This window comes from Pseudomonas sp. GW821-FHT01C01, assembly GCF_059422645.1.
The window spans coordinates 19,353-43,496 of sequence record NZ_JBWKXF010000005.1; the positions used below are offsets into that span (position 1 = coordinate 19,353).

Genomic DNA, 24,144 nt, shown 5'->3' on the forward strand with positions numbered 1-24,144 from the left:
CCTCAATCCGGCCAATACCATGCCGGTTCATCCAGCATCCGCTGCCCGACGATCCCGGTCTGGCCGAGATTTTTTTCCAGCACGATGCAGTTGCATTGGGGGGCCTCCTGCAACGCCGAAATCAAGCGCCGGGCGTGGGACACCACCCACACCTGACACTGCTCTGAAGCGCGAATAATCAAGCGCGCCAGCGCCGGCAGTAGATCCGGGTGCAGGCTGGTTTCCGGTTCGTTCAACACCATCAGTGTCGGCGGTCGTGGCGTCAGCAGCGCCGCCACCAGCAGCAAATAGCGCAACGTTCCGTCCGACAACTCGGCGGCCGACAACGGCCGCAACAAGCCTTCCTGAAAGAACTCAATGGTGAAGCGTCCACCCGGCAGTGGTTCGATGTGCAGTCGAGCGCCGGGAAACGCATCGCTGATCGCGGCCCGCAGCGCCTCGGGATCGCCGATTTCGATGATCGTCTGCAAGGCCGCCGCCAGATCGCGTCCGTCGTGATGCAGTACCGGCGTGCGGGTGCCCAGTTGTGGTTGACGCGCCGGGGCGTCGGCGTCGCTGCGAAAGTGATCGTAAAAGCGCCAGCGGCGGATGAACTCGCGCATCTCCAGCACTTCAGGCGACCCGCGCAGGCTGCCGACCTGATCGAACAGGCTGTCGAAAGTCGGCGTGTGCTGGGCCAGTACATCCCAGCTGCGATTGGCGCGGGCACGGATCATTGGACCGTCACGATCGACCAGCAGACTCGCCGGACGATAGAACGCTCCGGCCCAGAGGCATTCGCGCTTGATCTGCGGGTCGAGGCTGAAACGTGACGGTATGGGCGAACTGTGCCCGGGCAGCATGAAATGGCCATTGGAATCGGGCAGGCCCAGGCTGATCGAGTAACCGAAATCTTCACCGGCAAAACCCAGCCGCAGGCGTTTGACGCCCTGGCGTACCGTGGCTTCGATGGGCACTTCGCCGTTGCGCATGCGCCGGGTGATGGATTCCGGGCCGGCCCAGAAGGTCGAATCCAGTCCGCCCTCACGGGCCAGGGCATTGACCACGCCGCCCTGAGCGGTTTCCGCCAGCAGCCGCAGCGCACGGTAAAGGTTGGATTTGCCGCTGCCATTGGGGCCGGTGATCAGATTCAACTGGCCCAGCGGGATCACCAGTTTGTTGATCGAGCGGTAATTGGCCACCGCGAGAGTCTTGAGCATGTGGGTTCCAGAAACGGTATCGACGGGGCTCATTGTCAGGCACGCGCAGCCGTCTATGGCAAGTGTTTCAGGCGTAAAACGTTGCGAGCTGTTTCTTCATAAGGGGGGCGTGCACGGTTGGGATACTGTTCTAAGCTCTCTGTCGAGTTGTCCATAAAAAAGGCCAAGGAGTTTGCATGGCGGGTCCCGGATTGAAAGTCGTAATGGCCTTGAGTGTCGTCACCCTGTTGACTGCTTGCGACGAGAAAAAACCCATTCAGGAATACCTGCCACGGGTGTTCGTGCAAGTCGTCAAGCCAGCGGATTACGCGGCCTCGGTTACCCTCACCGGTGATATCCAGGCACGGGTACAGACGGAGCTGTCTTTTCGCGTGGGTGGCAAGATCATCCAGCGCTCGGTGGACGTCGGTGATCGCGTGACAGCCAAGCAAGTGCTGGCCCGGCTCGACCCCAAGGATTTGCAGACCAATGTCGACTCGGCCCAGGCCCAAGTGTTGGCTGAACAGGCACGAGTGACGCAGAGCGCGGCGGCGTTCGTGCGCCAGCAAAAACTCCTGCCCAAGGGCTACACCAGCCAGAGCGAATTCGACTCGGCCCAGGCGGCCTTGCGCAGCAGCCAGAGCGCCTTGAGCGCCGCCCAGGCGCAGTTGGCCAATGCCAGGGATCAGTTGAGCTATACGGCGCTGATCGCCGATGCGCCGGGGATCATTACCGCGCGTCAGGCGGAAGTCGGCCAGGTGGTTCAGGCGACGATGCCGATCTTCAGCCTGGCCCGGGACGGCGACCGGGATGCGGTGTTCAATGTCTATGAATCGCTGCTGGCCGAGAAGCCGAGGGACGAAACCATTGTCCTGAGCCTGCTCGACAACCCGGCAATCAAAACCACCGGCACCGTGCGCGAAATCACCCCGGCGGTGTCGGCACAATCCGGTACCGTGCAGGTCAAGGTCGGCCTCAACAGTCTGCCCGACGGCATGCAACTGGGTTCGGTGGTGAGTGCCACGGCCAGGGGGTCGGGCAAGCCGGTCATCGAATTGCCGTGGTCGGCGCTGACCAAAAATATCAGTGAACCTGCGGTCTGGATTGTCGATGACCAGGGCAAGGCCCAGTTGCATTCGGTCACGGTCGGTCGCTACCTGACCGGCAAGGTCATCATCAGTGGCGGGTTGAAAGACGGCGACAAAGTCATCATCGCGGGCGGACAACTCTTGCACCCGGGCATGGAAGTCGAGATTGCCGAAAACACTTACAAGGATCTGACGTGGGGAGCAAAGCCATGAAGCCTTTATGGGCGTTGTCCATCGGGCTGGTGCTGAGCGCCTGTTCCAAAAGCGAACCGCCACCGGCGCCGGTACGGCCAGTGTTGTCGATCAAGATTCAGGCCTTGAGCGAAGAGGACCTGGGCCGCTTCGCCGGCAGCATCCAGGCACGCTATGAAAGCAATACCGGCTTTCGCGTGGGCGGGCGCATCGCCAGTCGTAACGTCGATGTCGGAACCGAGGTGGAGAAGGGCACGCTGCTCGCCACCCTCGATCCTTCCGATCAGCAGAACCAGTTGCGTTCGGCCCAGGGCGACCTGTCGAAAGTCCAGGCGGAACTGATCAATGCCAAGGCCAGTGCCCAGCGCCAGCAAGCCTTGTTTGATCGCGGGGTCGGTGCGCAAGCGCAACTGGACGAGGCCAATACATACCTGAAAACCACCCAGGCCTCCCTCGATCAGGCGCGGGCGGCCGTCAACCAGAGCAAGGATCAACTGGGCTACACCGAGTTGCACGCCGACCATAAAGCCGTAGTCACCGCGTGGAGCGCCGAGGCCGGGCAAGTAGTGACGGCCGGTCAGCAAGTGGTGACCCTGGCACAACCGGACATCAAGGAAGCGGTGATCGACCTGCCGGATACCCTGGTCGATCAACTGCCCAGCGATGTGGTGTTTCTGGTTGCCGCGCAACTTGATCCGAGTATCAACACCACCGCCGTGATCCGCGAAATCGAACCTCAGGCCCAAAGCGCCACACGCACCCGGCGCGCCCGCCTGTCGCTGGCCGAAACGCCACCGGGCTTTCGCTTGGGTACAGCCATCAGCGTCAGCCTGAGCTCGGCGATCAAGCCGCGCATCGTGCTGCCTGTCACCGCCCTGCAAGAGGTCGACGGCAAGCCACGGATCTGGGTGATCGATGCACAGAGTAAAACCGTCTCCCCCCGTGACATCGAGGTGATCAGCCGCACCGACAGTACCGTGGTGCTGGCCGGCGGCGTGAAGAACGGCGAGCGGGTGGTCAGTGCCGGTGTCAACAGCCTCAAACCGGGGCAGCAAGTGAAAATCGACGAGGACAGTCAATGAAAGGGCCTTTCAACCTCTCGGAATGGGCCCTCAAGCATCAGTCGTTCATCTGGTATCTGATGTTCGTCGCGTTGCTGATGGGTGTGTTCTCGTATTTCAACCTGGGGCGCGAAGAAGACCCTTCGTTCACCATCAAAACCATGGTGATCCAGACCAAATGGCCGGGGGCGACCCAGGAGGAAACCCTCAAGCAGATCACCGACCGGATCGAGAAGAAGCTCGAAGAACTCGACTCCCTCGACTATGTGAAAAGCTACACGCGCCCCGGCGAATCGACGGTGTACGTTTACCTGCGCGACACCACCAGTGCCAAGGACATCCCGGAAATCTGGTACCAGGTGCGCAAGAAGATCAGCGACATTCGCTACCAGTTCCCGCAAGGCATACAGGGGCCGTCGTTCAACGACGAGTTCGGTGACGTCTTCGGTTCGATCTACGCCTTCACCGCCGACGGCCTGACCCAGCGTCAGTTGCGCGACTATGTGGAACAGGCCCGCATGGAAATTCGTGGCGTGCCGGGGCTGGGCAAGATCGAAATGGTCGGCCAGCAGGACGAAGTGCTGTACCTGAATTTCTCCACGCGCAAACTCGCAGCGCTGGGCATCGATGAGCGTCAGGTGGTGCAGAGTCTGCAAAGCCAGAACGCCGTGACCCCGGCGGGTGTCATCGAGGCCGGGCCGGAGCGGATTTCGGTGCGCACGTCAGGGAAGTTCGCTTCGGAGAAAGACCTGGCCGAGGTCAACCTCAAGCTCAACGACCGTTACTATCGTCTGGCCGACATTGCTGAAATCAGCCGTGGCTACGTCGATCCGGCCTCGCCGGAATTCCGCTACAACGGTAAACCGGCCATCGGCCTGGCGATTGCCATGCAGAAGGGTGGCAACGTCCAGGCGTTTGGCAAGGCCTTGCACGCCCGCATAGACCAGTTGACCGCCGACCTGCCGGTGGGTGTCGGCATTTACAACGTCTCCGATCAGGCCGTGGTGGTGGAGGAAGCCGTCGGCGGCTTTACCAGTGCCTTGTTCGAAGCGGTGGTGATCGTGCTGCTGGTCAGCTTCGTCAGTCTCGGCGTGCGTGCCGGGCTGGTGGTGGCGTGCTCGATCCCGTTGGTGCTGGCAATGGTGTTCGTGTTCATGGAGTACAGCGGCATCACCATGCAGCGGATTTCCCTCGGTGCACTGATCATCGCCCTCGGCCTGCTGGTGGACGATGCGATGATCACCGTGGAAATGATGGTCACGCGCCTGGAATTGGGCGAGACCAAGGAGCAGGCGGCAACCTTCGCCTACACCTCCACGGCGTTCCCGATGCTCACCGGTACGCTGGTGACGGTGGCAGGGTTCGTGCCAATCGGCTTGAACGCCAGCTCGGCCGGTGAATACACCTACACCCTGTTTGCGGTGATTGCCTGTGCGATGCTGGTGTCTTGGGTGGTGGCGGTTCTGTTTGCGCCGGTGATCGGCGTGCACATTCTCAGCACCAAGGTGAAACCCCATGAAGGCGAACCCGGGCGCATCGGCAAGGCGTTCAACGGTGGGCTGCTGTGGTGCATGCGCAATCGCTGGTGGGCCATTGGCATCACCGTACTGTGCTTTGTGCTGGCGGTGTTCAGCATGCGCTACGTGCAGAACCAGTTCTTCCCGTCTTCGGATCGACCGGAAATCCTGGTGGACCTGAACCTGCCGCAAAACGCCTCGCTCGACGAAACCCGCCGGGCCGTCGACCGCCTCGAGGCCACGCTCAAGGACGATCCGGACATCGTGCGCTGGAGCACTTACATCGGTCAGGGCGCCATCCGTTTTTATCTGCCACTGGACCAGCAACTGCAAAACCCGTTCTACGCGCAACTGGTGATCGTCAGCAAAGGCCATACCCGTGAGGCCATGATGCAGAAGATCAGCGAGCGCTTGCGCAACGACTTCGTCGGCATCGGCGGTTATGTCCAGGCACTGGAAATGGGCCCGCCGGTAGGGCGTCCGATCCAGTACCGGGTCAGCGGCAAAGACATCGATCAGGTGCGCCGACATGCCATCGACCTGGCCTCTGAGCTGGACAAGAACCCGCACATTGGCGAGATCATCTACGACTGGAACGAACCGGGCAAAGTGCTGCGGATCGACATCGCCCAGGACAAGGCGCGGCAGTTGGGGTTGTCTTCCGAGGATGTGGCCAATCTGATGAACGGCATCGTCAGCGGCCAGTCGGTGACCCAGGTTGACGACGACATTTACCTGATCAACGTGGTCGGTCGTGCGGTGGACTCCGAGCGCGGTACGCCGGAAACCCTGCAGAACCTGCAAATCGTCACACCTGGTGGCACGTCGATTCCGCTGCTGGCGTTCGCCACGGTGCGCTACGAACTGGAGCAGCCGCTGGTGTGGCGTCGCGATCGCCTGCCGACCATCACCATCAAGGCGACGATCCGCGACGAGATCCAGCCGACGGACCTGGTGAAAATCCTCAAGCCGTCCATCGATGCTTTCGCAGCCAAATTGCCGGCGGGCTACAAGGTTGCCACCGGTGGTACGGTGGAGGAAAGCGGCAAGGCTCAGGGACCGATTGCCAAGGTTGTGCCGTTGATGCTGTTCCTGATGGCGACCTTCCTGATGATCCAGTTGCACAGCGTGCAGAAGCTGTTCCTGGTGGCCAGCGTCGCGCCGCTGGGGCTGATCGGCGTGGTTATCGCGCTGGTGCCGACGGGCACGCCAATGGGCTTCGTGGCGATTCTCGGGATTCTCGCGTTGATCGGTATCATCATCCGTAACTCGGTGATCCTGGTGACCCAGATCGAGGAGTACGAGCAGAAGGGTTATGCGCCGTGGGATGCGGTGGTGCAGGCCACCGAGCATCGACGTCGACCGATCCTGCTGACCGCCGCGGCGGCGAGCATGGGGATGATCCCGATTGCCCGGGAAGTGTTCTGGGGCCCGATGGCCTACGCGATGATCGGCGGGATCGTCATCGCCACCTTGCTGACGCTGCTGTTTCTGCCGGCGCTGTATGTGGCCTGGTACAAAATCCGCGAGCCGAAGAAAGAGGTGGCGTAAAGGCGAGCGCTGCGCGCTCTATTCGCGGGCAAGCCCGCTCCCACAGTTGACCGAGTTGTTCAGCAATACTCGGTTCCCTGTGGGAGCGGGCTTGCCCGCGAAAGCGTCAGAACAGACACCTCAGGCTAAAGCGCTTACACCTTGCGCCAGACACTCGCCAACCAAGGCTGCTGTTCCCGTGGCAGCCCGGTCGGCCGGTAGTAATGCTCCAACTCCACAAAACCCGCCTCAATCAGCAACTGCTGCCAAGCCGCCAGGTCGTGATACGACCCATAACGCGGCCCGTTCCAGCCTTCCTGATTCTCGCCACGGGGATTGGAACTGAACAACACCCCACCCGGTTTCAGCGTTCCCCACAACTGCTTCAGCACCCGTGGTAATTCCTGACGCGGAACATGAAACAACACCGCATTGGCAAAGATTCCGTCGAAGCGCTCGGCCGGCAGATCAAGCTTCAGGAAGTCCTGCTGCCAGACCTCGCAACCGCTGTCGTCTCGGGCCATCTGCGCGAATTTTTCCGAACCGTCGAGGCCGACAGCCTTGTGGCCCATACGGGTGAACGTCTGCAAATCACGACCCGGCCCGCAGCCGAAATCGAGAATGTCAAAAGGCGCTTCACCCTGAATGTGCCGCAGCAGGGCATCGATGTTCTGGCTGACATCGTGATCTCGCGTCCCTTCACGGAAACTTTCGGCCACCGAGTTGTAGTGGCCCAGCGTAGTGGCGGTGATCTGTTCGAGGTCGTCGGGTGTCTGTTTCATGGTTGGCTGCGCAGGCAAGTGGGATGTACCGAATATACGCCATCAGGTATGGGGCTGCTGCGCAGCCATTCGCGAGCAAGCCCGCTCCCACACTTAACCGCGTCGAACAAATGGATTGTGTACGCCAGAGACCAAGTGTGGGAGCGGGCTTGCTCGCGAAAGCTGTATCACTGACAACGGATTACTAAAGTCTGACTCAATTTTTTTTCATCCCCAAACATTCAATGGCGTGATCCACCATCGCACGGTTGGCCCCCTTGAGTTGATCGCCGCACTGATACGCCGTAACCGAAGCGCATTTCATCGGGCGGTGCGGGTTGCTGGCGCGATAGAGCGCTGATCGATCCCTGAGCGGGTCTTCAGTACTGGTTTCGTTGGCAGGATTTTCGGAAGGTGGATCGGGTACGGATTTTTCCATTGGTAAAACTTCCCTGTCAGGGTCGGTGATCACCTGTGGCGAGGGAGCTTGCTCCCGCTCGATTGCGCAGCAATCGTAAAACCTGACACCCGAATTTCACTGATACACCGTACTGAATGGTTTGGGGCTGCTTCGCAGCCCAGCGGGAGCAAGCTCCCTCGCCACAAAAGCACGGTGGCCTTCAGCGGGTTAGCGCTTGTTCAGCCCCTGCGCCAATCGATCCCCACCCAACTGAATCACCGCCACCAACACCACCAGCAACACAATCACTGTCAGCATGATCTGACTGTCAAACCGCTGATATCCGTACCGATACGCAATGTCCCCTAACCCACCCGCGCCAATCGCCCCGGCCATGGCCGAGGAGTTGATCATCGTCACCAGCGTAATCGTGAACCCGCCGACAATCCCCGGCAGTGCTTCCGGCAACAACACATGCCAGACGATGTGCCAGCGCCGGCAGCCCATGGCTTGTGCCGCTTCGATCAAACCTTGGTCGACTTCGCGCAAGCTGACCTCGGCGATGCGCGCAAAAAACGGCGTGGCAGCGATGGTCAGTGGCACCACGGCCGCCCACACGCCGTAGGTGGTACCGACGATCAATCGGGTGAACGGAATCAGCGCCACCATCAAGATCAGAAACGGAATCGAGCGGAACAAGTTCACGAACGCGCCCAAAGCACGGTTGAGCGCCGGGGCTTCGTAGATGCCGCCCTTGGAACTGGTGACCAGGATCACCGCGAGCGGAATGCCCGCCAACAGTGCGATCAACGATGACACGCCGACCATCAGGAACGTGTCGATAAAACCCTGCAACAAGCGATCAAACCACATAACCCAGTACCTCCACTTGTTGCGCCCAATGGGAGGCGCGTTGACGCAATTCCTCGGCACCGAGAGTTGAGCCGGTCACTGCCAGCAGCAGTTGCCCGAGGGCATGACCCTGAATCCGTTCCACGCCACCCTGCAACAGCCGCACGCGGCCACCGAGGGCGCTGAACAGTGCGGCCAGGTCGGGTTCGTCGCGTTGGCTGCCGGTGAACTGCAAGCGCAGGACCACGGCGGCATTTGAAGCGTTTGATTGCACCAACAGACGGCTTTGCAGCTCTTGTGGCAACGCGTGTTGCAGCGGCGCAAGCAATGTCTTGCTGACCTCATGTTGTGGATTGCCGAAGACTTCCCACACCGGCCCTTGCTCGACGATCCGCCCGTGCTCCAGCACCACCACGCGATCACAGATTTCACGGATCACCGCCATCTCGTGGGTGATCAGCACAATGGTCAGGCCCAGGCGCCGGTTGATCTCGCGCAGCAGGCCGAGAATCGATTGCGTAGTCTCCGGATCCAGTGCCGAGGTGGCTTCGTCGCACAGCAGAATTTCCGGGTCATGCACCAGCGCCCGGGCAATGCCCACTCGCTGTTTCTGCCCACCGGACAACTGCGCCGGGTAAGCCTTGTGTTTGGCTTGCAGACCGACCAGTTCCAGTAGCTCACGGACTTTCTGCTCGCGTTGTTCCTTGGGCACGCCGGCGACTTTCAGCGGCAGCTCGACGTTCTGCCAAACGGTCTTGGCCGACATCAAATTGAAGTGCTGGAAGATCATGCCGATGCGCCGACGCAGCGCCACCAAGCGGTCTTCGTCGAACTCGCCGATGTCGACCTGATCGATCAGTACCCGACCGCTGCTTGGTTGTTCCAGGCGATTGATGGTGCGGATCAGCGACGACTTGCCGGCGCCGCTGCGGCCGATGATGCCGAACACTTCGCCGCGCTGGATCGCCAGGTCGATGCCGTGCAGCGCGGCCACCGGTCCTTGCTGGCCGTTGTAGGTTTTGCCCAGGCCAATGAAGCGAACGTGGGCATGGTTCAGTTCGGGATGCAGCTCAGTATGTTCAGCATGCTCTGATAAAAAGCGGGGCTCTGGAATCTCCAGTCGCCGTTGGATGGCGGCGGTCATGTTCAGCTTTCCCAACCGGCTTGATAGAGCTTGCCGTGGGCCTTATCCAGTGCGGCGCGCACAGCGGGTGAGTGCTGGTAGATGTCGACGAACTTGATCAGGCGCGGGTCGGTTTTGCTCTTCGGCTGGATCACGAACTGGATCACGTATTCCTTGTGATCGAGGCCGTCGAACAGCAGCGCGGAGCCGGCGTCGAAGGTTTTCGACAAGCGAATGTAGGCCGGGTAGCCCTGCACCAGATCGGCATCGTCATAGGCGCGCACCAGTTGCACGGCTTCGACCTGGAGGATCTTGATGTTCTTCGGGTTGGCGATGATGTCTTCTTCGGTGGCCTTGTAGCCGACGCCGGGCTTGAGGGTGATCAAGCCGGCCTTGGCCAGCAGTTGCAAACCGCGACCACTGTTGATCGGGTCATTGGCGATGGCCACGCTGGCACCTTGTGGTAACTCGTCGAAGCTTTTGTATTTCTTCGAGTAGAGGCCGACGTTGTTGATGATGCCCGGTGCGAACGGCACCAGGTCGAAACCCGAGGCAGCCTTGGCGTTTTCCAGGAACGGGATGTGCTGGAAGTAGTTCACGTCGATGTCGCCGGCGGCGAGGCTGACGTTCGGCGCGATCCAGTCGCTGAACTCCACCAGCTCGACTTTCAGGCCTTGTTTGCCGGCTTCTTCGACCGCCGCTTCCAGCGGAATGGCGAAGGCGGCGGTGGTACCGATTTTCAGCGGCGCGTCGGCGGCGAACGCCACCGAGCTGAACAGACCGAGGGCCAGGGCCAGTGCTTTGACTGGGTGGGTACGGAGTCTCTTGGTCATGATGAATATTTCCAGTCAGTGCATAAATTTAGGGTGTCGGGTCGGGCCTCTTCGCTGGCAAGCCAGCTCCTACATGTGCAACACGATCACCTGTAGGAGCTGGCTTGCCAGCGAAGCTTTTAGCGGCGGTAAGCCGAACCGGTATGTTGCTCAGGCAAAAACGCCCCTTCGCGAAACAGCTTTTGACGCAAGGTGCCGTTGTCATAAGCGGTCTTGTACGACCCCCGCCGTTGCAACTCCGGAATCACCAGCTCGATGAAATCCTCATAGCTTTCCGGCGTGACGATGCGGGTCAGGTTGAAGCCATCCAGCCCGGTTTCGGCGATCCACGATTCCAGCTCATCGGCCACCTGTTCCGGCGAGCCGACCACGGTGATGTAGCGACCACCGAGGGCGTGTTGTTCGAGCAATTTACGGCGGGTCCAGTCGTTGTTTTGCAGGTGTTTAGTGGCGGATTGAATGGCGTTGCTCTTCACGTACTGGATCGACTCGTCGATTTCGTACTGGGAAAAGTCGATCCCGGTGGACGCCGAAAAATGCGCCACGCCGGCCTCGGCACTGGCGTAGCTCAGGTATTCGGCGTGCTTGGCCCAGGCCAACTCTTCGGTGGCGCCGACGATCACGTTCAGCCCCATGAACACCTTGATGTCCTCGGGATTGCGCCCGGCCTCGACGGCGCTGGCACGGACCTTGTCCACCTGAGCCTTGGTCGATGCCTTGGTCTGGCCGCTGATGAACACGCACTCGGCATGCCGCCCGGCGAACAGCAACCCGCGATCGGAACTGCCAGCCTGGAACAGCACCGGCGTGCGCTGCGGCGACGGTTCACAGAGGTGATAACCCTCGACCTGATAGAACTCGCCCTTGTGCTCGACCTTGTGCACTTTCTCAGGCTGCGCGTAGATCCGCCGCTGCGGATCGTTCAGCACCGCACCGTTTTCCCAACTGCCTTCCCAGAGTTTGTAGAGCACCTCCAGGTATTCGTCGGCCTGGTCGTAGCGACGGTCATGCTCGACCTGTTCACTCAGGCCCATGGCTTTGGCTGCGCTGTCGAGATAGCCGGTGACGATGTTCCAGCCGACCCGCCCACGGCTCAGGTGATCCAGCGTCGACAGGCGTCGGGCGAACAGATATGGCGCTTCGTAGGTGAGGTTGGCGGTCAGGCCGAAACCGAGATTTTTCGTCACCGCCGCCATGGCCGACACCAGCAACAGCGGGTCGTTGACCGGCAGCTGGATCGACTCTTTCAACGGCACGTCCACCGAGTTCTGGTAGACATCGTAGACCCCGACGATGTCGGCGATGAACAAGCCGTCAAACAACCCGCGCTCCAGCAGCTGCGCCAGTTCGGTCCAGTATTCGATCGTGTTGTAGCGGGTGGATGTGTCGCGCGGGTGCGTCCACAAACCGTGGTTGATGTGCCCGATGCAGTTCATGTTGAACGCATTGAGCAGGATCTTCTTTTTAGCCATTTAGATGGTCCCCCGCAGTGGCGGGTTTTCATCATTGAGGTAGTAATTGCCGACGGCGTGGTACTTCCAGCGCACCGGATCGTGCAGGGTGTGCACCCGGGCATTGCGCCAGTGGCGGTCGAGGCCGTGTTCGACCAAGGTCGCCTGACTGCCCGCCAGTTCGAACAGCGTGCTACCGGCGGCCAGGGAGATTTCGGTGCTCAGGGCGCGGGCTTCGGCCACGGCAATCGACGCGGCCGCGACGGTCTCGGCATGTGTGTCGGCCTGGGCCTTGTCGAGGTATTCACCGGCACGCTCCAGCAGTGCCTCGGCCGCGTGCAGGCGAATGCTCAGGTGGCCGAAGCTCTTGAGGGTCAGCGGATCGTCCGTGGCTTTTTCGTGAGTGGCGTCGATCCATGGCCGGGTTTTCGTGCGCACGAAGTGCAGTGCATCTTCATACGCGGCGCGGGCGATGCCGGTGTCGATAGCGGCATGAAGAATCTGCGCCAGCGGGCCGACCGGGGTCGGACGCTCGAAGGCGCTTTGAAACGGGATGACATCTTCGGCAGCGACGTAGACATCTTCGAACACCACCGAACCGCTGCCCGTGGTGCGCTGACCGAAGCCACTCCAGTCGTCGATCACCGTCAGGCCTTTACTGTTGCGCGGGACGAATGCCAGTTGCTGTACGCCGTTTTCATCCACCACCGAGGTGGGAATGCGCTGGGCGTAAATCGCACCCGTGGCATAGAACTTGCGACCGTTGATGCGATACCCGCTGCCATCGCGGGTCAGACTGGTTGTGCGATCGTGGGCGGTTTTGGTGCCGAGTTCGGCGAGGGCATTGCCGAAGCGCTGGCCGGCCAGCACTTCGGCATAAAGACGCTTTTTCTGTTCATGGCTGCCATTCACTCGCAGCACTTCGAGGGCATAAAAATGGTTCTGCGGAATTTGCCCCAACGATCCGTCGGCCCGGGCAATCAAGGCGATTACCTTGGCCAGGGTGACGTTGGAAACACCGGCGCCGCCATACTCTTTTGGCACGCTGATGCCCCATAGGCCCGAACGGGAAAACACCTCCAGTTCGGGGTGTGGCAAACGGCGTTCACGATCGCGTGTGGCGCTGTCGCGTTTGAAATCTTCGGCCAGATCGCTGGCGACGATCAGGGCTTGCTCATCGCTGGTGATGACCGCGACGTAGTGAGAAATGCTCATGTGCTTCTCCAGATGTCTGGTCGTTAAATCCAGGAATGACGATTAGGCAGCGTGCCGTTGAGGCGATAGGCGCCGACCGCGTGATATTTCCAGCGCACCGGGTCGTGCAGGGTGTGCACTCGGGCATTGCGCCAGTGGCGGTCGAGGTTGAATTCGGCAAGGGTCGCGCGGCTGCCGGCCAGTTCGAACAGCTTTTCGCTGGCCAGCAACGAAATCTCGGTGGTCAGCACTTTGGCTTCGGCCACGGCAATCGAGGCGCGAGCGGCGGACTCGGCGGTGAGTGGTGCGGCGCTGACTTCATCGAGCACTTGCCCGGCCTTGCGCAACAATGCTTCGGCGGCGTGCAATTCGATTTTCAACTTGCCGATATCGGCGATCACGTACAGGTCATCGCTGGCCCGCTCGACCTTGGCGTCGATCCATGGCCGGGCGCGGGTTTTCACGAATTCGATGGCGTCGTCGATGGCGCCTCTGGCGATACCGGCGTCGATGGCCGCTTGAATCAGTTGTGAGACGGCACCCTGGATGTTCGGCGTGTCGTTGATCCGCCAGTTATCCACCACCAGTTCGGGATCGACCTGCACGTTGTTGAGAAAAATCGTGCCGCTGGCGGTGGTGCGCTGACCAAAGCCGGACCAGTCATCGACGATGCGCAATCCCGGTGTGCCGCGCCGGATGAACGCCAGCACTTGCTTGCCATCGTCGTTCAATGCCTTGACCGCGACCCAATGGGCGAACAGTGCACCGGTGGAATAGAACTTCTGGCCGTTGAGGATGCCGTCAGCGGTGATGCGTGCCTTCAATTCCAGGGTGTTTCTGGTGCCACGCTCAGGCCCGGCATTGCCGATGCGCCAGCCATCGAGAACGCTTTTGAACAGTTGTTTTTTCTGCACTTCGGTGGCGCTGCCGAGCACCAGGTTAAGAATGCCGAACTGGTTTTGCGGGATCTGTCCGAGTGCCGGGTCGGCCGCGGAAATGATCGCGAAGACCTCGGCCAGGGTGACAAACGAAACCTGCGGACCACCGTACTCGCGGGGGATGGAAATGCTGCCCAGGCCGCTGCGGGTGAACTGTTCGATTTCGGCCCACGGCAGCTTGCGCTGCTGGTCGCGTCTGGCCGCTTGCAGGCGGGCGACTTGCGCCAGTTCATGGGCCGCTTTGATGGCTTGAGCATCGTTGCGCAAGACTTGTGCGGGCAACAACAGCGGGGCGATGTCCAGGTCACTCTGGACGATTGCATCTGCCAGACTGGACATCAGTGCCACTCCTTGGCTGCTCGCAATGCCCTGGCGATCTGCACTGGGGTGATTGTGTTCCGGACCATACCTACCTCACATCTCATGGAAGCGCCGCTTGTGGCAGCGCATGAAAACAAGAATGTCCGGTGGTCCGGTGTATATACCCTAAACGTGTATAAATAATTTATGAACTAACTTTTAGGAATATACATAGAAGGATGATTCCGCTGGTGTGCACCGACCCCTGTGGCGAGGGAGCTTGCTCCCGCTCGGCTGCGAAGCAGTCGCAAAACGGGTTGACGCGCTTCAACCAGAACAATGCATTTGCAGGTTTTAGAGGCGCTTCGCACCTCAGCGGGAGCAAGCTCCCTCGCCACAGTACCTGTGTTCATTGCTTGCGGGATTCGGCAGCCTTGAGCACTTTTTTCGGGGGGACTTTCAGATAAGGATTGGCACAACCGATTTTCAGCGTCCGTGCCGGTGCCCAGCGCGAATTGTTGCCCACCCGGTCGAGGATGCAGTAAGTCACTTCCAGCCGCAGGTCTTCGCCGGCTTCGAGGATGATGGCCGGGGGTATCCAGACCTGAATCGGCTGACCCACATCAGCGGACTTGAGCCGTGGCAGGTCCATGCGCACATCGCCCCAGCGCAGGGTGATTTCGTCGTCGGCGGCCATGTTCAGATACGGCTCGATGGTCAAGGGAACACCGCGTTTGACCTGGCTCGGATTGACCCCCTGGCGGCAAATCGCCTCGGGAATGCTCACCGGCGCCAGGCACTGGTTTTCATCGCCGCACAGCGCGGAGGGCTGGCCGCCCGGGCAGTCGAGTTTGATCTGCATGTTGCGGCTGGCCGATACCGCCGGCCCCCGGCCAACTTGCATGACCCGGTAGTGAATGCGCGAAGTACCGTTGGCGACAAAACTTTCAGGCACCCGCATCTGCACCGGTTGGCCGACATCGCTGGCCGTCAGCACGCGGGAGGCCACGTAGCAGTTGTCCCAGAACAGTTCGATCAGGTCGCCCTTGTCCATGGCGGGGTAGGGCGCTACCTCAATCAGCAGGTGAGCCGCGCAAGTAATGTTGATGGCGGTCTTGTTGGATTGTGCCAGGGTCGGGGCTACAAGCCCGGGTTTGTTCGAGGTGCTTTTCATGAAGTCTCCTTGAAGTCTTGCAACGATGTCCGTTTCTGGAAAGTCAAAAACCAAATATCGAACAGCAAAACCATTCATTACTTTGAATTGAAATAATGATTTGAGCGTGATGAGTGTCGCTGGCTAGAGACTAGATAAGAGTTATGGATAACCAGTGTCAATGAGATTTGTTAGTTATGGATGATGTTTGATGCTATTCAGAAAGTTCCTACGGTGACAAGTAAGTAAACCCTGTTGCTGTGTCGACTTTATCTGCTGAAAGCCGCGTTGTACGGACATTTCGTGACAAGTTGTCGGTCATTCCATGCGATAGGCGACCGAGTGGAATAGCGCGACTGAATTGTTGCGAAGCATATATATGTACCGCACGCGATTACAAAACAGGCGTGTCGAATATATAAATTTAGTTTGATATTGTTGAGGTGGTTTTTTTGAGGGGGTGTCACTTCCATCCGTGGAAGTTGACCGTTGTTGCGCAGGTTTATTAGTTGTGAGCGTTATTCAGGAACTTGCTGAGAAACTGCTTTGTCCGCTCTTCTTTCGGGTTGGCAAACAATGCCTTCGCTTCGCCTTGCTCGACGATCACGCCCTTGTCGAAAAACACCACACGGTTGGCCACGTCCCGGGCAAAACCCATTTCGTGGGTGACGATCACCATGGTGCGCTTCTCTTCGGCCAGGCCGCGGATGGTCGCCAACACCTCGCCCACCAACTCCGGGTCGAGTGCCGAGGTCGGTTCATCGAACAGGATTACTTCCGGCTCCATCGCCAACGCCCGGGCAATCGCCACGCGCTGTTGCTGACCACCGGAAAGACGACGCGGGTAAGCGTCTTCCTTGCCCGCCAGACCAACCTTGGCCAACAGCTTTTTACCCAGGGTCACGGCGTCGGCGTGCGCGATCTTCTTCACGATGATCGGGCCTTCGATGACGTTTTCCAGGGCGGTGCGATGGGGGAACAAGTTGAAGTTCTGGAACACGAAGCCCACGTGCTGGCGCAAACGCCGCACCAGGCTCTGCTGCTGGTTCAGGGGACGGCTGGTATCGATCTCGATATCACCGACCTTGATCCGGCCGCTGGTGGGTTCTTCCAGGAAATTCAGGCAGCGCAGAAAGGTGGTCTTGCCCGAACCGCTAGGGCCGATGATCGCGACTACCTCGCCTTCCTTGACCTCAAGATCGATGCCGTTGAGCACGACTTGACCCTTGAACTGCTTTGTCAGTTTTTCCACGACAATCATCGGGTCAGGACTCCTGGTCGTGCCGATTGACCCGCGCTTCCAACTGGTTCTGCAGGTGCGACAGCACCGTGGCCAGGACCCAGTAGATCAGTGCGGCGGCAAGATACATGGTGAAGATTTCGAAAGTACGGGCGGTGATCAACTGCGCCTGACGGAACAATTCCGGTACCTGGATGGTGGCGGCCAGCGCGGTGTCCTTGACCAGCGAAATGAAGCTGTTGCCCAGCGGCGGCAAAGCCGTGCGCATCGCTTGCGGCAGGATGGCCCGGCGCAGGGTCTGCGCGCGGGTCATGCCGATACTGGCAGCCGCTTCCCACTGTCCGCGCTCGATGGAGCTGATCGCGGCACGCAGGATTTCGCAGGCGTAGGCGGCCATGTTCAGCGAGAAGCCGATCAGGGCCGCCGGCAGCGGATCAAGTTCCAGACCCAATTGCGGCAAGCCGTAATAGATCACGAACAGTTGCACCAGCAACGGCGTGCCGCGAAAGAAAGACACGTAGATGCGGGCGATCCAGCTCACCAGTTTGAAGCGCGACAGGCGCATCAGCGCCAGGCCGAATCCCATCACCAGGCCGAAGAACATCCCGCCCAGGCTGAGGATCACCGTGTAGTACGCGCCCTTGAGCAGGAAGGGCGCGGAGTCCAGTGCGAGTTGGAAAGCTTCTTCCATTATTGAGTGACGTCAGCGTTGAAGTATTTTTCCGAGAGTTTTTTCAGGGTGCCATCGGCGCGCAGCTTGTCGATCGCCTTGTTCACTGCAGCCAGCAGTTCAGGCTCGCCTTTGCGCAGGGCAATGCCGGCTTCCTGACGGGAGAACGCATCACCGGCGGCGGAGGTGTCCTTGGCCTTCTTGGCGTATTCCAGCGCGGCCAGGCGGTCGATCAGAATGGCGTCGATACGACCGACACGCAGGTCCTGGAACTTGGTCGGATCATCGTCATAGGTCTTGATGATGGCTTTTGGAACGTTGTCCTTGACCCACTGCTCGTAGTTGGTGCCCAGGCCTACGCCGACTTTCTTGCCGGCCAGATCGGCGGCGGTCTTGATGGTGTCTTTGTTTTTAGTCAGGGTCAGCGCCTGAATCCCGGAAACGGTGTAAGGCGTGGAGAAGTCGTACTTCTTCTTGCGCTCTTCGGTGATGGTCACCTGGTTGATGACCGCGTCCAGACGTTTGGATTCCAGCGCCGCGAGGATACCGTCCCATTTGGTCGGTTGCAGTTTGACTTTGACACCCAGCTCTTTGGCCAGGGCTTCGGAGAACTCGACTTCGAAGCCGGCCAGTTTGCCGTCGGCGTCGACGAAACTGAACGGTGGGTAAGTGCCTTCCAGGCCAACGTTGATCACGCCGGCATCTTTGATTTTTTGCAGTTGCTCACCGGCAACGGCATGGCCAATCAGGCCGGCGCTGAGTGCCAGGCCCAGCGAGCCCACCAGCAGATTGCGACGTAGTGCGGAAAAATTCATGACAAGCCCCTGTGTTTTCTTATGGAAGACGCTTTAGGAAAGTTGGCAAATTCGGGAATTGGACGACTGCGATATCCTGCCCTAATGCAGCTTATGCGTCTCGCTGCAAATTCGCCTGCGGCGTGACTATAAGAGGGTGCAGTTAGATAGGAAAATAATAAATATTCTATTTGTTATGCGCAAATTGAATATGAAGGCGATCCATTGTGGCGAGGGAGCTTGCTCCCGCTCGACTGCGCAGCAGTCGTAAATCCGCAAACCCCAAATGGCCCAAGAATGCAGGGGGGCGCTTCGCGCCCCAACGGGAGCAAGCTCCCTCGCCACAGACAATCCCTATCCAAGATAAATGGTTCAGCCGGCCAGGTAGTCTTTGTAGGCAAACAACGCCGGTGCCCCGCCGGTGTGCAGGAAGATAATCGGGCCGTCGTCGAAACGCTGACGACCAATCCCGTCGAGCAACCCCGCCATGGCCTTGCCAGTGTAGACCGGGTCGAGCAGCAGGCCTTCCTGACTCGCCAGCAACTTCACCGCTGCCAGTGTCCCGGCGTTCGGCTCGCCGTAACGCGGGGCGAAGTATTCATCCCACAGCTCGACGTTGAATGCCGCCGGCAGACTCACCCCCAGCAGCTCGGCGGTACGCTCAGCCAAACCTTGAACTTTCGGCCGCTGGTCTTCGTCGCTGCGCGAAACCGTCACGCCGATCACTGGCAGATCCGGCAGTGCTTCACTCAAGGCCAGTGCCAGACCGCTGTGAGTACCGGCGCTGCCCGAAGCCAGAACCACGGCGGAGAAGGTCAGGCCGGTGTCCTTGATCTGTTCGGCCAGCTCCAGCCCGGCGCGCACGTAGCCCAGGGCGCCCAGTGCATTGGAACCACCGATCGGCACCAGATACGGCTTCTTGCCGTTGTTGCGCAGTCGGCCGGCCAGGGCTTGCAGTTGCTCGTCGGCGTTATCGAGGTTTTCCACCAGCTCGACCTTGGCATCGAACAGGTCGAGCAGCAGTCGGTTGCCATTGCCGGTGTAATTGCTGTCATCGGTGCCGAGGGGGTTTTCCAGAAGGGCGACGCAGCCCAGGCCCAACCTGGCGGCAATAGCGGCCGTCTGGCGTACATGGTTCGATTGCAACGCGCCGGCGGTAATCAAGGTGTCGGCACCCTGGGCCAGGGCATCGGCGGCGAGGTATTCAAGTTTGCGCAGTTTGTTGCCACCCATCGCCAGCGGAGTCAGGTCATCGCGTTTGACGTATACGTCGCGGCCCAGCCAGGTCGACAGGCGTTCGAGTTTTTCCAGGGCGGTGGGCTGACCGAGCAGGTCGAGGCGGTTAAAGCGGGCGAGCTGTTGTTTGATCATGGGTCCGTACTGGCCGTGGAAGATCTCAGGACTATAGGCACGCCCAAAAGCCGGGGCAACCGCCAATCGCTTATAGCTAATCGTAATGAGCACAGCATTATTGGTTCTTAATTTGCTTTGCGACCCTTGCCGTAAAGTAAACGCCGTCAGTGCGGCCAGACAGTCCGGTCGCCCGTGAGGAGTTTTTACCGTGAGTGAGCGTTCCAGCCATTGGCAATTGCAGACCATCGTCAGCCAGCTGCGCACCGCGCGTGAGCAGTGGCGAGCGCAAAATGGCCGGGCCAGTACCGAGCAGGGCGGTCGCGAGCTGCCCTCCCGGGCGGCCATGGCGGAGATTCTCGAAGCCTTGTGCGGGGCGTTGTTCCCGATGCGCCTGGGGCCGGTTGACCTGCGCGAAGAGAGCGAAGACTTCTATGTCGGCCACACGCTGGATGTGGCGTTGAATGCGCTGTTGGCCCAGGCGCGGCTCGAATTGCGCTACGCCGCGCGCCACAGTGCCCAGGCCGATACCGAAGTCGAAGCCAAAACCATCCAGATCATTCAGGACTTCGCCCTCGCCCTGCCGGGGTTGCGCAGCCTGCTGGACACCGACGTGCTGGCGGCCTATCACGGCGACCCGGCAGCGCGCAGTGTCGATGAAGTATTGTTGTGCTACCCGGGGATTCTGGCGGTGATTCATCATCGCCTGGCCCACCATTTGTACCGTGCCGGGCTGCCGTTGCTGGCGCGGATCAGCGCGGAAATCGCTCACTCGGCCACCGGCATCGACATTCACCCTGGTGCGCAGATCGGCCGCAGTTTCTTCATCGACCACGGGACTGGTGTGGTGATCGGCGAAACCGCGATCATCGGCGAGCGCGTGCGGATTTATCAGGCGGTGACTTTGGGCGCCAAGCGCTTCCCGGCGGACGAAGACGGTCAGTTGCAGAAAGGCCAGCCTCGGCATCCGATTGTCGAGGATGACGTGGTGATTTATGCCGGGGCGACGATTCTCGGGCGGATCACCATCGGCCAGGGTTCGACCATTGGCGGCAACGTCTGGCTGACCCGCAGCGTGCCGGCGGGCAGCAACCTGACCCAGGCGAATCTGCAGCATGACGATGGGGCGCAAAAATAAGATCCCAGTCGTTGGATCTGTAGGACCTGTAGGACTTGTAGGAGCTGTCGAGTGCAACGAGGCTGCGATCTTTTGATCTTGGTTTTGCGGTGCATTGGAAAAGATCGCAGCCTCGTTGCACTCGACAGCTCCTACAGCTCCTACAGAACCCCGTAAATCCCGCGTTTTTTCTTCCCTTGAGCTAGCGTACAACCACTACCGCCGAGCCCTGCGATTAGTCCTTAGCCCCCTATCCATGTTTAACTTGAACGTTCATTCAAGTTAAACCGGCGGTTCGCTGCCCGCTCACAACAGGAGGCTTGCCTTTGCTGAGTCCGATTTCCACAGCCACGTTTTTGCCTTTCGAGGTGCACCGTACATGAGTGCATCGTCCATCCCTTCAAGCGGTCTGATCCGCATGAATCCGCCGGTGTTCTGGTTCTCGGCGAGTTTCATTCTGTTGTTTGGTGTCGTTGTCATCGCCATGCCCGAACAGGCCGGTGCCTGGTTGCTGGCGGCGCAAAACTGGGCCGCCAACACGGTCGGCTGGTACTACATGCTGGCGATGACGCTGTATCTGGTCTTCGTGGTGGTCACCGCCTTGTCCGGCTACGGCAAGATCAAGCTCGGTGCCGACCACGACGAACCCGAATTCAGCTATCTGTCCTGGGCCGGCATGCTGTTCGCCGCCGGGATCAGCATCACCCTGTTTTTCTTTTGCGTGTCCGAGCCGCTGACCCACATGTTGCAACCGCCCCAGGGCGAGGCCGGTACGGCGGAGGCTGCACGTCAGGCGATGCAGATCCTGTTTCTGCACTGGGGCCTGCATGGCTGGGGCGTGTTCGCCTTTGTCGGCATGGCGCTGGCCTACTTTGCCTACCGGCATAACCTGCCACTGGCCCTGCGCTCGGCGCTGTATCCGCTGATCGGCAAGCGCATCAACGGCCCCATCGGTTACGCGGTGGACGGTTTCGGCATCATCGCCACGGTATTCGGCCTCGGTGCCGACATGGGCTTCGGCGTGTTGCACCTCAACTCGGGCCTGGACTACCTGTTCGGCATCGCCCACACCCAGTGGGTCCAGATCGGGTTGATCACCTTGATGATGGGGGCGGCGATCATCGTTGCGGTGTCCGGCGTCGATAAAGGCGTGCGGGTGATGTCCGACATCAACATGCTGCTGGCCTGTGCGCTGTTGCTGTTCGTGTTGTTTGCCGGCCCCACGCAGCACTTGCTCAACACCCTGATCCAGAACATTGGCGATTACCTCGGCGCTTTGCCAATGAAGAGCTTCGACCTCTACGCCTACGACAAACCCAGCGACTGGCTGGGCGGCTGGACGGTGTTCTACTGGGCCTGGTGGATCGCATGGTCGCCATTCGTGGGTTTGTTCATCGCGCGGATTTCCCGTGGCCGCACCATCCGCGAATTCGTTTTCGGCGTGCTGCTGATTCCGCTCGGGTTCACCCTGGCGTGGATGTCGATTTTCGGCAACAGCGCCATCGATCAAGTGCTCAACCACGGCATGAGCGCACTCGGTATGTCGGCCATCGACAATCCGTCGATGACGCTCTACCTGCTGCTGGAAACCTACCCGTGGAGCAAGACCGTCATCGCGGTCACGGTGTTCATCAGTTTCGTGTTCTTCGTCACCTCCGCCGATTCCGGCACCGTGGTGCTGTCGACGCTGTCTGCCAAGGGCGGCAATCCCGATGAAGACGGGCCGAAATGGCTGCGAGTGTTCTGGGGCGCAATGACTGCGCTAGTGACAAGCGCATTACTGTTCTCCGGCAGCATCGATGCATTGAAGTCGGCGGTGGTCCTGACCTCGCTGCCGTTCTCGTTGATCTTGCTGCTGATGATGTGGGGGCTGCACAAGGCGTTTTATCTGGAATCGCAGAAAAAAATTGCGCAGATGCACTCACTGGCACCGGTCTCGGGTTCCCTGCGTGGCAAGGGCGGCTGGCGTCAGCGCCTGAGTCAGGCGGTACATTTTCCGTCACGGGACGAGGTCTATCGCTTCCTCGATACGACGGTGCGCCCGGCGATTGAAGAAGTGTCGGCCGTGTTCGTCGAAAAGGGTTTGCACGTAGCGACCCACCCGGACCCGGCCAATGACAGCGTCAGCCTGGAGATCGGCCATGGCGATCAGCATCCGTTCGTTTATCAAGTGCAGATGCGCGGCTATTTCACGCCGTCTTTTGCCCGCGGCGGCATGGGTTCCAAGCAACTCAATAATCGCCGTTACTATCGGGCCGAAGTGCACCTGAGCGAGGGTAGCCAGGATTACGATCTGATGGGGTACACCAAGGAGCAGATCATCAACGACATCCTCGACCAGTACGAACGGCACATGCAGTTCCTGCACCTGGTGCGTTGATCGCAGGCAGGGCGCCGGGGCTTTTCAGCTCTCGGCGCTCAGCACCATGAACAACACCAGCGCCGCCACCGGAATGCTGAACACCATCGTGCCGATCCCCAGTTCCGTACTCAACGACTGGCCAGCGGTCACCACGCCGATGGCGCCGTTGATCACTGTCAGCGCCAGCCACAGGATCACGAAACTGTAGGTGAGCGTCTGGCGGCTGAAGCCGAGTTTCTCGCCGATGAACAGCATCAGGGCCAGCAAGGCCAGGCCGAAGGTGATGATGATCGTGGTGTGCATGGCTGGTTCCGTCCTGGTGATTCAGCGACTTTCCTCCTGTTGAGCATAGTTAAACAAGCCTGCCGCTGGTCCGGGAGAGAAAGTCAGTCTCGCCGTGATCGACTAATATTTTTTCTGAGTGTGTATGGTGTGTATTTCTGTCGCGCTTCACCGGTCATCGAATACGAAAGTCCCAATGAGGACACATCACAGGAAGGATTCATCCACATGCAATTTCCGGTCGTTCTGCACAAGGATGCCGATTCAGAGTACGGCGTGATCGTCCCGGACGTGCCGGGTTGTTTCTCTGCTGGCAGCACTGTGGCGCAAGCACTCGAGAGCGTGAAGGAGGCATTGTCCTTGCACTACGAAGGATTGGTTGCCGATGGCGATCCATTGCCGCAGGTGCGTGAGGTCGACGCTCACCTCGATAACCCTGATTACGCCGGCGGTGTATGGGCAGTGGTCGATTTCGATATCACACCCTATTTCGGCAAGTCGGTGCGCTTCAATGCCACACTGCCTGAGCAATTGCTTGAGCGAATCGACCAAACGGTAAAACGGGATCAGCGATACAGCTCAAGGTCCGGTTTTTTGGCTGCTGCTGCCTTGCGCGAGTTGTCGGCGTAAAAGGGCTATTAGGTCGATACGGAGGGTGCAGATAAAAAATCTGTGAAACGTTTCAGCAATTCATCGAGTCTCAGGTTTTTTGGCTTTGATCCGGGCGTATGCTGGGCGACTGGCAAAGCAGTCGATAC

General features: G+C 59.8%; 21 protein-coding genes. 6 read left to right on the forward strand and 15 right to left on the reverse strand.

Features of this window, described 5'->3' with window-relative positions; genetic code table 11:
- Positions 1 to 2: 2 nt before the first annotated feature.
- Positions 3 to 1,199 (reverse strand): AAA family ATPase, encoded by a 1,197-nt coding sequence (locus AC07XF_RS04895; protein ID WP_495025618.1) that lies wholly within the window; start codon positions 1,197 to 1,199, stop codon positions 3 to 5.
- A 176-nt stretch (positions 1,200 to 1,375) separates the two neighbouring features.
- Here AC07XF_RS04895 and AC07XF_RS04900 point away from each other — a divergent pair, with 176 nt between their 5' ends.
- The 3 genes from AC07XF_RS04900 to AC07XF_RS04910 are packed head-to-tail and all read left to right on the forward strand — an operon-like array spanning position 1,376 to position 6,587.
- Positions 1,376 to 2,479 (forward strand): efflux RND transporter periplasmic adaptor subunit, encoded by a 1,104-nt coding sequence (locus tag AC07XF_RS04900; protein ID WP_495025619.1) that lies wholly within the window; start codon positions 1,376 to 1,378, stop codon positions 2,477 to 2,479.
- Positions 2,476 to 3,540: an efflux RND transporter periplasmic adaptor subunit gene (locus AC07XF_RS04905; protein ID WP_495025620.1), complete on the forward strand. Its 1,065-nt coding sequence runs from the start codon at positions 2,476 to 2,478 to the stop codon at positions 3,538 to 3,540. The genes AC07XF_RS04900 and AC07XF_RS04905 overlap by 4 nt, the downstream gene beginning before the upstream one ends.
- Positions 3,537 to 6,587, forward strand: a complete 3,051-nt coding sequence (locus AC07XF_RS04910) for an efflux RND transporter permease subunit (protein ID WP_495025621.1) — start codon at positions 3,537 to 3,539, stop codon at positions 6,585 to 6,587. The genes AC07XF_RS04905 and AC07XF_RS04910 overlap by 4 nt, the downstream gene beginning before the upstream one ends.
- A 134-nt stretch (positions 6,588 to 6,721) precedes the next feature.
- Here AC07XF_RS04910 and AC07XF_RS04915 read toward each other — a convergent pair whose 3' ends face one another.
- The 13 genes from AC07XF_RS04915 to AC07XF_RS04975 form a co-directional block, all read right to left on the reverse strand.
- Positions 6,722 to 7,348: a class I SAM-dependent methyltransferase gene (locus AC07XF_RS04915; protein WP_495025622.1), complete on the reverse strand. Its 627-nt coding sequence runs from the start codon at positions 7,346 to 7,348 to the stop codon at positions 6,722 to 6,724.
- Positions 7,349 to 7,544: 196 nt separating this feature from the next.
- Positions 7,545 to 7,766: a hypothetical protein gene (locus tag AC07XF_RS04920; RefSeq protein ID WP_495025623.1), complete on the reverse strand. Its 222-nt coding sequence runs from the start codon at positions 7,764 to 7,766 to the stop codon at positions 7,545 to 7,547.
- Positions 7,767 to 7,955: 189 nt separating this feature from the next.
- A complete protein-coding gene (locus AC07XF_RS04925; RefSeq protein WP_495025624.1) occupies positions 7,956 to 8,600 on the reverse strand; it encodes a methionine ABC transporter permease in 645 nt (214 codons plus the stop codon).
- Positions 8,590 to 9,723, reverse strand: coding sequence for a methionine ABC transporter ATP-binding protein (locus AC07XF_RS04930; RefSeq protein WP_495025625.1), 1,134 nt, complete (start codon positions 9,721 to 9,723; stop codon positions 8,590 to 8,592). Before AC07XF_RS04930 ends, AC07XF_RS04925 begins: the two co-directional genes overlap by 11 nt.
- 2 nt (positions 9,724 to 9,725) lie before the next feature.
- Positions 9,726 to 10,535: a MetQ/NlpA family ABC transporter substrate-binding protein gene (locus tag AC07XF_RS04935; RefSeq protein WP_495025626.1), complete on the reverse strand. Its 810-nt coding sequence runs from the start codon at positions 10,533 to 10,535 to the stop codon at positions 9,726 to 9,728.
- A gap of 119 nt (positions 10,536 to 10,654) precedes the next feature.
- Entirely contained in the window at positions 10,655 to 12,007 is a 1,353-nt protein-coding gene (locus tag AC07XF_RS04940) for an LLM class flavin-dependent oxidoreductase (RefSeq protein WP_495025627.1), read from the reverse strand.
- Positions 12,008 to 13,201: an SfnB family sulfur acquisition oxidoreductase gene (locus AC07XF_RS04945; RefSeq protein ID WP_495025628.1), complete on the reverse strand. Its 1,194-nt coding sequence runs from the start codon at positions 13,199 to 13,201 to the stop codon at positions 12,008 to 12,010.
- Positions 13,202 to 13,224: 23 nt separating this feature from the next.
- A complete protein-coding gene (locus AC07XF_RS04950; protein WP_495025629.1) occupies positions 13,225 to 14,457 on the reverse strand; it encodes an SfnB family sulfur acquisition oxidoreductase in 1,233 nt (410 codons plus the stop codon).
- Positions 14,458 to 14,827: 370 nt separating this feature from the next.
- A complete protein-coding gene (locus AC07XF_RS04955) occupies positions 14,828 to 15,592 on the reverse strand; it encodes a hypothetical protein (protein WP_495025630.1) in 765 nt (254 codons plus the stop codon).
- Between the two features lie 484 nt (positions 15,593 to 16,076).
- Positions 16,077 to 16,832: an L-cystine ABC transporter ATP-binding protein TcyN gene (tcyN, locus tag AC07XF_RS04960; protein ID WP_495025631.1), complete on the reverse strand. Its 756-nt coding sequence runs from the start codon at positions 16,830 to 16,832 to the stop codon at positions 16,077 to 16,079.
- A gap of 4 nt (positions 16,833 to 16,836) precedes the next feature.
- Positions 16,837 to 17,502, reverse strand: coding sequence for a cystine ABC transporter permease (tcyL, locus tag AC07XF_RS04965; protein WP_007983131.1), 666 nt, complete (start codon positions 17,500 to 17,502; stop codon positions 16,837 to 16,839).
- Positions 17,502 to 18,296 carry a cystine ABC transporter substrate-binding protein gene (gene tcyJ / locus AC07XF_RS04970; RefSeq protein ID WP_495025632.1) on the reverse strand — a complete coding sequence of 265 codons (795 nt, stop codon included), beginning with the start codon at positions 18,294 to 18,296 and terminating at the stop codon, positions 17,502 to 17,504. The genes tcyL and tcyJ overlap by 1 nt, the downstream gene beginning before the upstream one ends.
- 351 nt (positions 18,297 to 18,647) lie before the next feature.
- The gene (locus tag AC07XF_RS04975; RefSeq protein WP_495025633.1) at positions 18,648 to 19,646 is read right to left on the reverse strand and encodes a D-cysteine desulfhydrase; all 999 of its coding nucleotides are present in this window, start codon (positions 19,644 to 19,646) and stop codon (positions 18,648 to 18,650) included.
- 190 nt (positions 19,647 to 19,836) lie between these two features.
- Here AC07XF_RS04975 and epsC point away from each other — a divergent pair, with 190 nt between their 5' ends.
- On the forward strand, positions 19,837 to 20,763 hold the full coding sequence (gene epsC, locus AC07XF_RS04980) for a serine O-acetyltransferase EpsC (RefSeq protein WP_007983137.1): 927 nt from the start codon (positions 19,837 to 19,839) through the stop codon (positions 20,761 to 20,763).
- 397 nt (positions 20,764 to 21,160) lie between these two features.
- Positions 21,161 to 23,122, forward strand: a complete 1,962-nt coding sequence (betT, locus tag AC07XF_RS04985; RefSeq protein ID WP_495025745.1) for a choline transporter BetT — start codon at positions 21,161 to 21,163, stop codon at positions 23,120 to 23,122.
- A gap of 24 nt (positions 23,123 to 23,146) precedes the next feature.
- Here betT and AC07XF_RS04990 read toward each other — a convergent pair whose 3' ends face one another.
- Complete coding sequence (locus AC07XF_RS04990) at positions 23,147 to 23,407, reverse strand: hypothetical protein (RefSeq protein WP_007983141.1); 261 nt, start codon at positions 23,405 to 23,407, stop codon at positions 23,147 to 23,149.
- Between the two features lie 207 nt (positions 23,408 to 23,614).
- Between AC07XF_RS04990 and AC07XF_RS04995 the strand changes: the two genes are divergently transcribed.
- Positions 23,615 to 24,016, forward strand: a complete 402-nt coding sequence (locus AC07XF_RS04995; protein WP_495025634.1) for a type II toxin-antitoxin system HicB family antitoxin — start codon at positions 23,615 to 23,617, stop codon at positions 24,014 to 24,016.
- The last annotated feature ends 128 nt before the right edge of the window (positions 24,017 to 24,144 follow it).

Coding starts and splice junctions, on each gene's coding strand:
- AC07XF_RS04940 (WP_495025627.1), bottom strand. CDS start 12,007: ATGGCTAAAAAGAAGATCCTGCTCAATGCGTTCAACATGAACTGCATC.
- AC07XF_RS04945 (WP_495025628.1), bottom strand. CDS start 13,201: ATGAGCATTTCTCACTACGTCGCGGTCATCACCAGCGATGAGCAAGCC.
- betT (WP_495025745.1), top strand. CDS start 21,161: ATGAATCCGCCGGTGTTCTGGTTCTCGGCGAGTTTCATTCTGTTGTTT.
- AC07XF_RS04905 (WP_495025620.1), top strand. CDS start 2,476: ATGAAGCCTTTATGGGCGTTGTCCATCGGGCTGGTGCTGAGCGCCTGT.
- AC07XF_RS04895 (WP_495025618.1), bottom strand. CDS start 1,199: ATGCTCAAGACTCTCGCGGTGGCCAATTACCGCTCGATCAACAAACTG.
- AC07XF_RS04920 (WP_495025623.1), bottom strand. CDS start 7,766: ATGGAAAAATCCGTACCCGATCCACCTTCCGAAAATCCTGCCAACGAA.
- AC07XF_RS04925 (WP_495025624.1), bottom strand. CDS start 8,600: ATGTGGTTTGATCGCTTGTTGCAGGGTTTTATCGACACGTTCCTGATG.
- AC07XF_RS04935 (WP_495025626.1), bottom strand. CDS start 10,535: ATGACCAAGAGACTCCGTACCCACCCAGTCAAAGCACTGGCCCTGGCC.
- AC07XF_RS04910 (WP_495025621.1), top strand. CDS start 3,537: ATGAAAGGGCCTTTCAACCTCTCGGAATGGGCCCTCAAGCATCAGTCG.
- tcyN (WP_495025631.1), bottom strand. CDS start 16,832: ATGATTGTCGTGGAAAAACTGACAAAGCAGTTCAAGGGTCAAGTCGTG.
- AC07XF_RS04975 (WP_495025633.1), bottom strand. CDS start 19,646: ATGATCAAACAACAGCTCGCCCGCTTTAACCGCCTCGACCTGCTCGGT.
- tcyJ (WP_495025632.1), bottom strand. CDS start 18,296: ATGAATTTTTCCGCACTACGTCGCAATCTGCTGGTGGGCTCGCTGGGC.
- AC07XF_RS04930 (WP_495025625.1), bottom strand. CDS start 9,723: ATGACCGCCGCCATCCAACGGCGACTGGAGATTCCAGAGCCCCGCTTT.
- AC07XF_RS04955 (WP_495025630.1), bottom strand. CDS start 15,592: ATGAAAAGCACCTCGAACAAACCCGGGCTTGTAGCCCCGACCCTGGCA.
- AC07XF_RS04915 (WP_495025622.1), bottom strand. CDS start 7,348: ATGAAACAGACACCCGACGACCTCGAACAGATCACCGCCACTACGCTG.
- tcyL (WP_007983131.1), bottom strand. CDS start 17,502: ATGGAAGAAGCTTTCCAACTCGCACTGGACTCCGCGCCCTTCCTGCTC.
- AC07XF_RS04900 (WP_495025619.1), top strand. CDS start 1,376: ATGGCGGGTCCCGGATTGAAAGTCGTAATGGCCTTGAGTGTCGTCACC.
- AC07XF_RS04950 (WP_495025629.1), bottom strand. CDS start 14,457: ATGTCCAGTCTGGCAGATGCAATCGTCCAGAGTGACCTGGACATCGCC.
- AC07XF_RS04990 (WP_007983141.1), bottom strand. CDS start 23,407: ATGCACACCACGATCATCATCACCTTCGGCCTGGCCTTGCTGGCCCTG.
- AC07XF_RS04995 (WP_495025634.1), top strand. CDS start 23,615: ATGCAATTTCCGGTCGTTCTGCACAAGGATGCCGATTCAGAGTACGGC.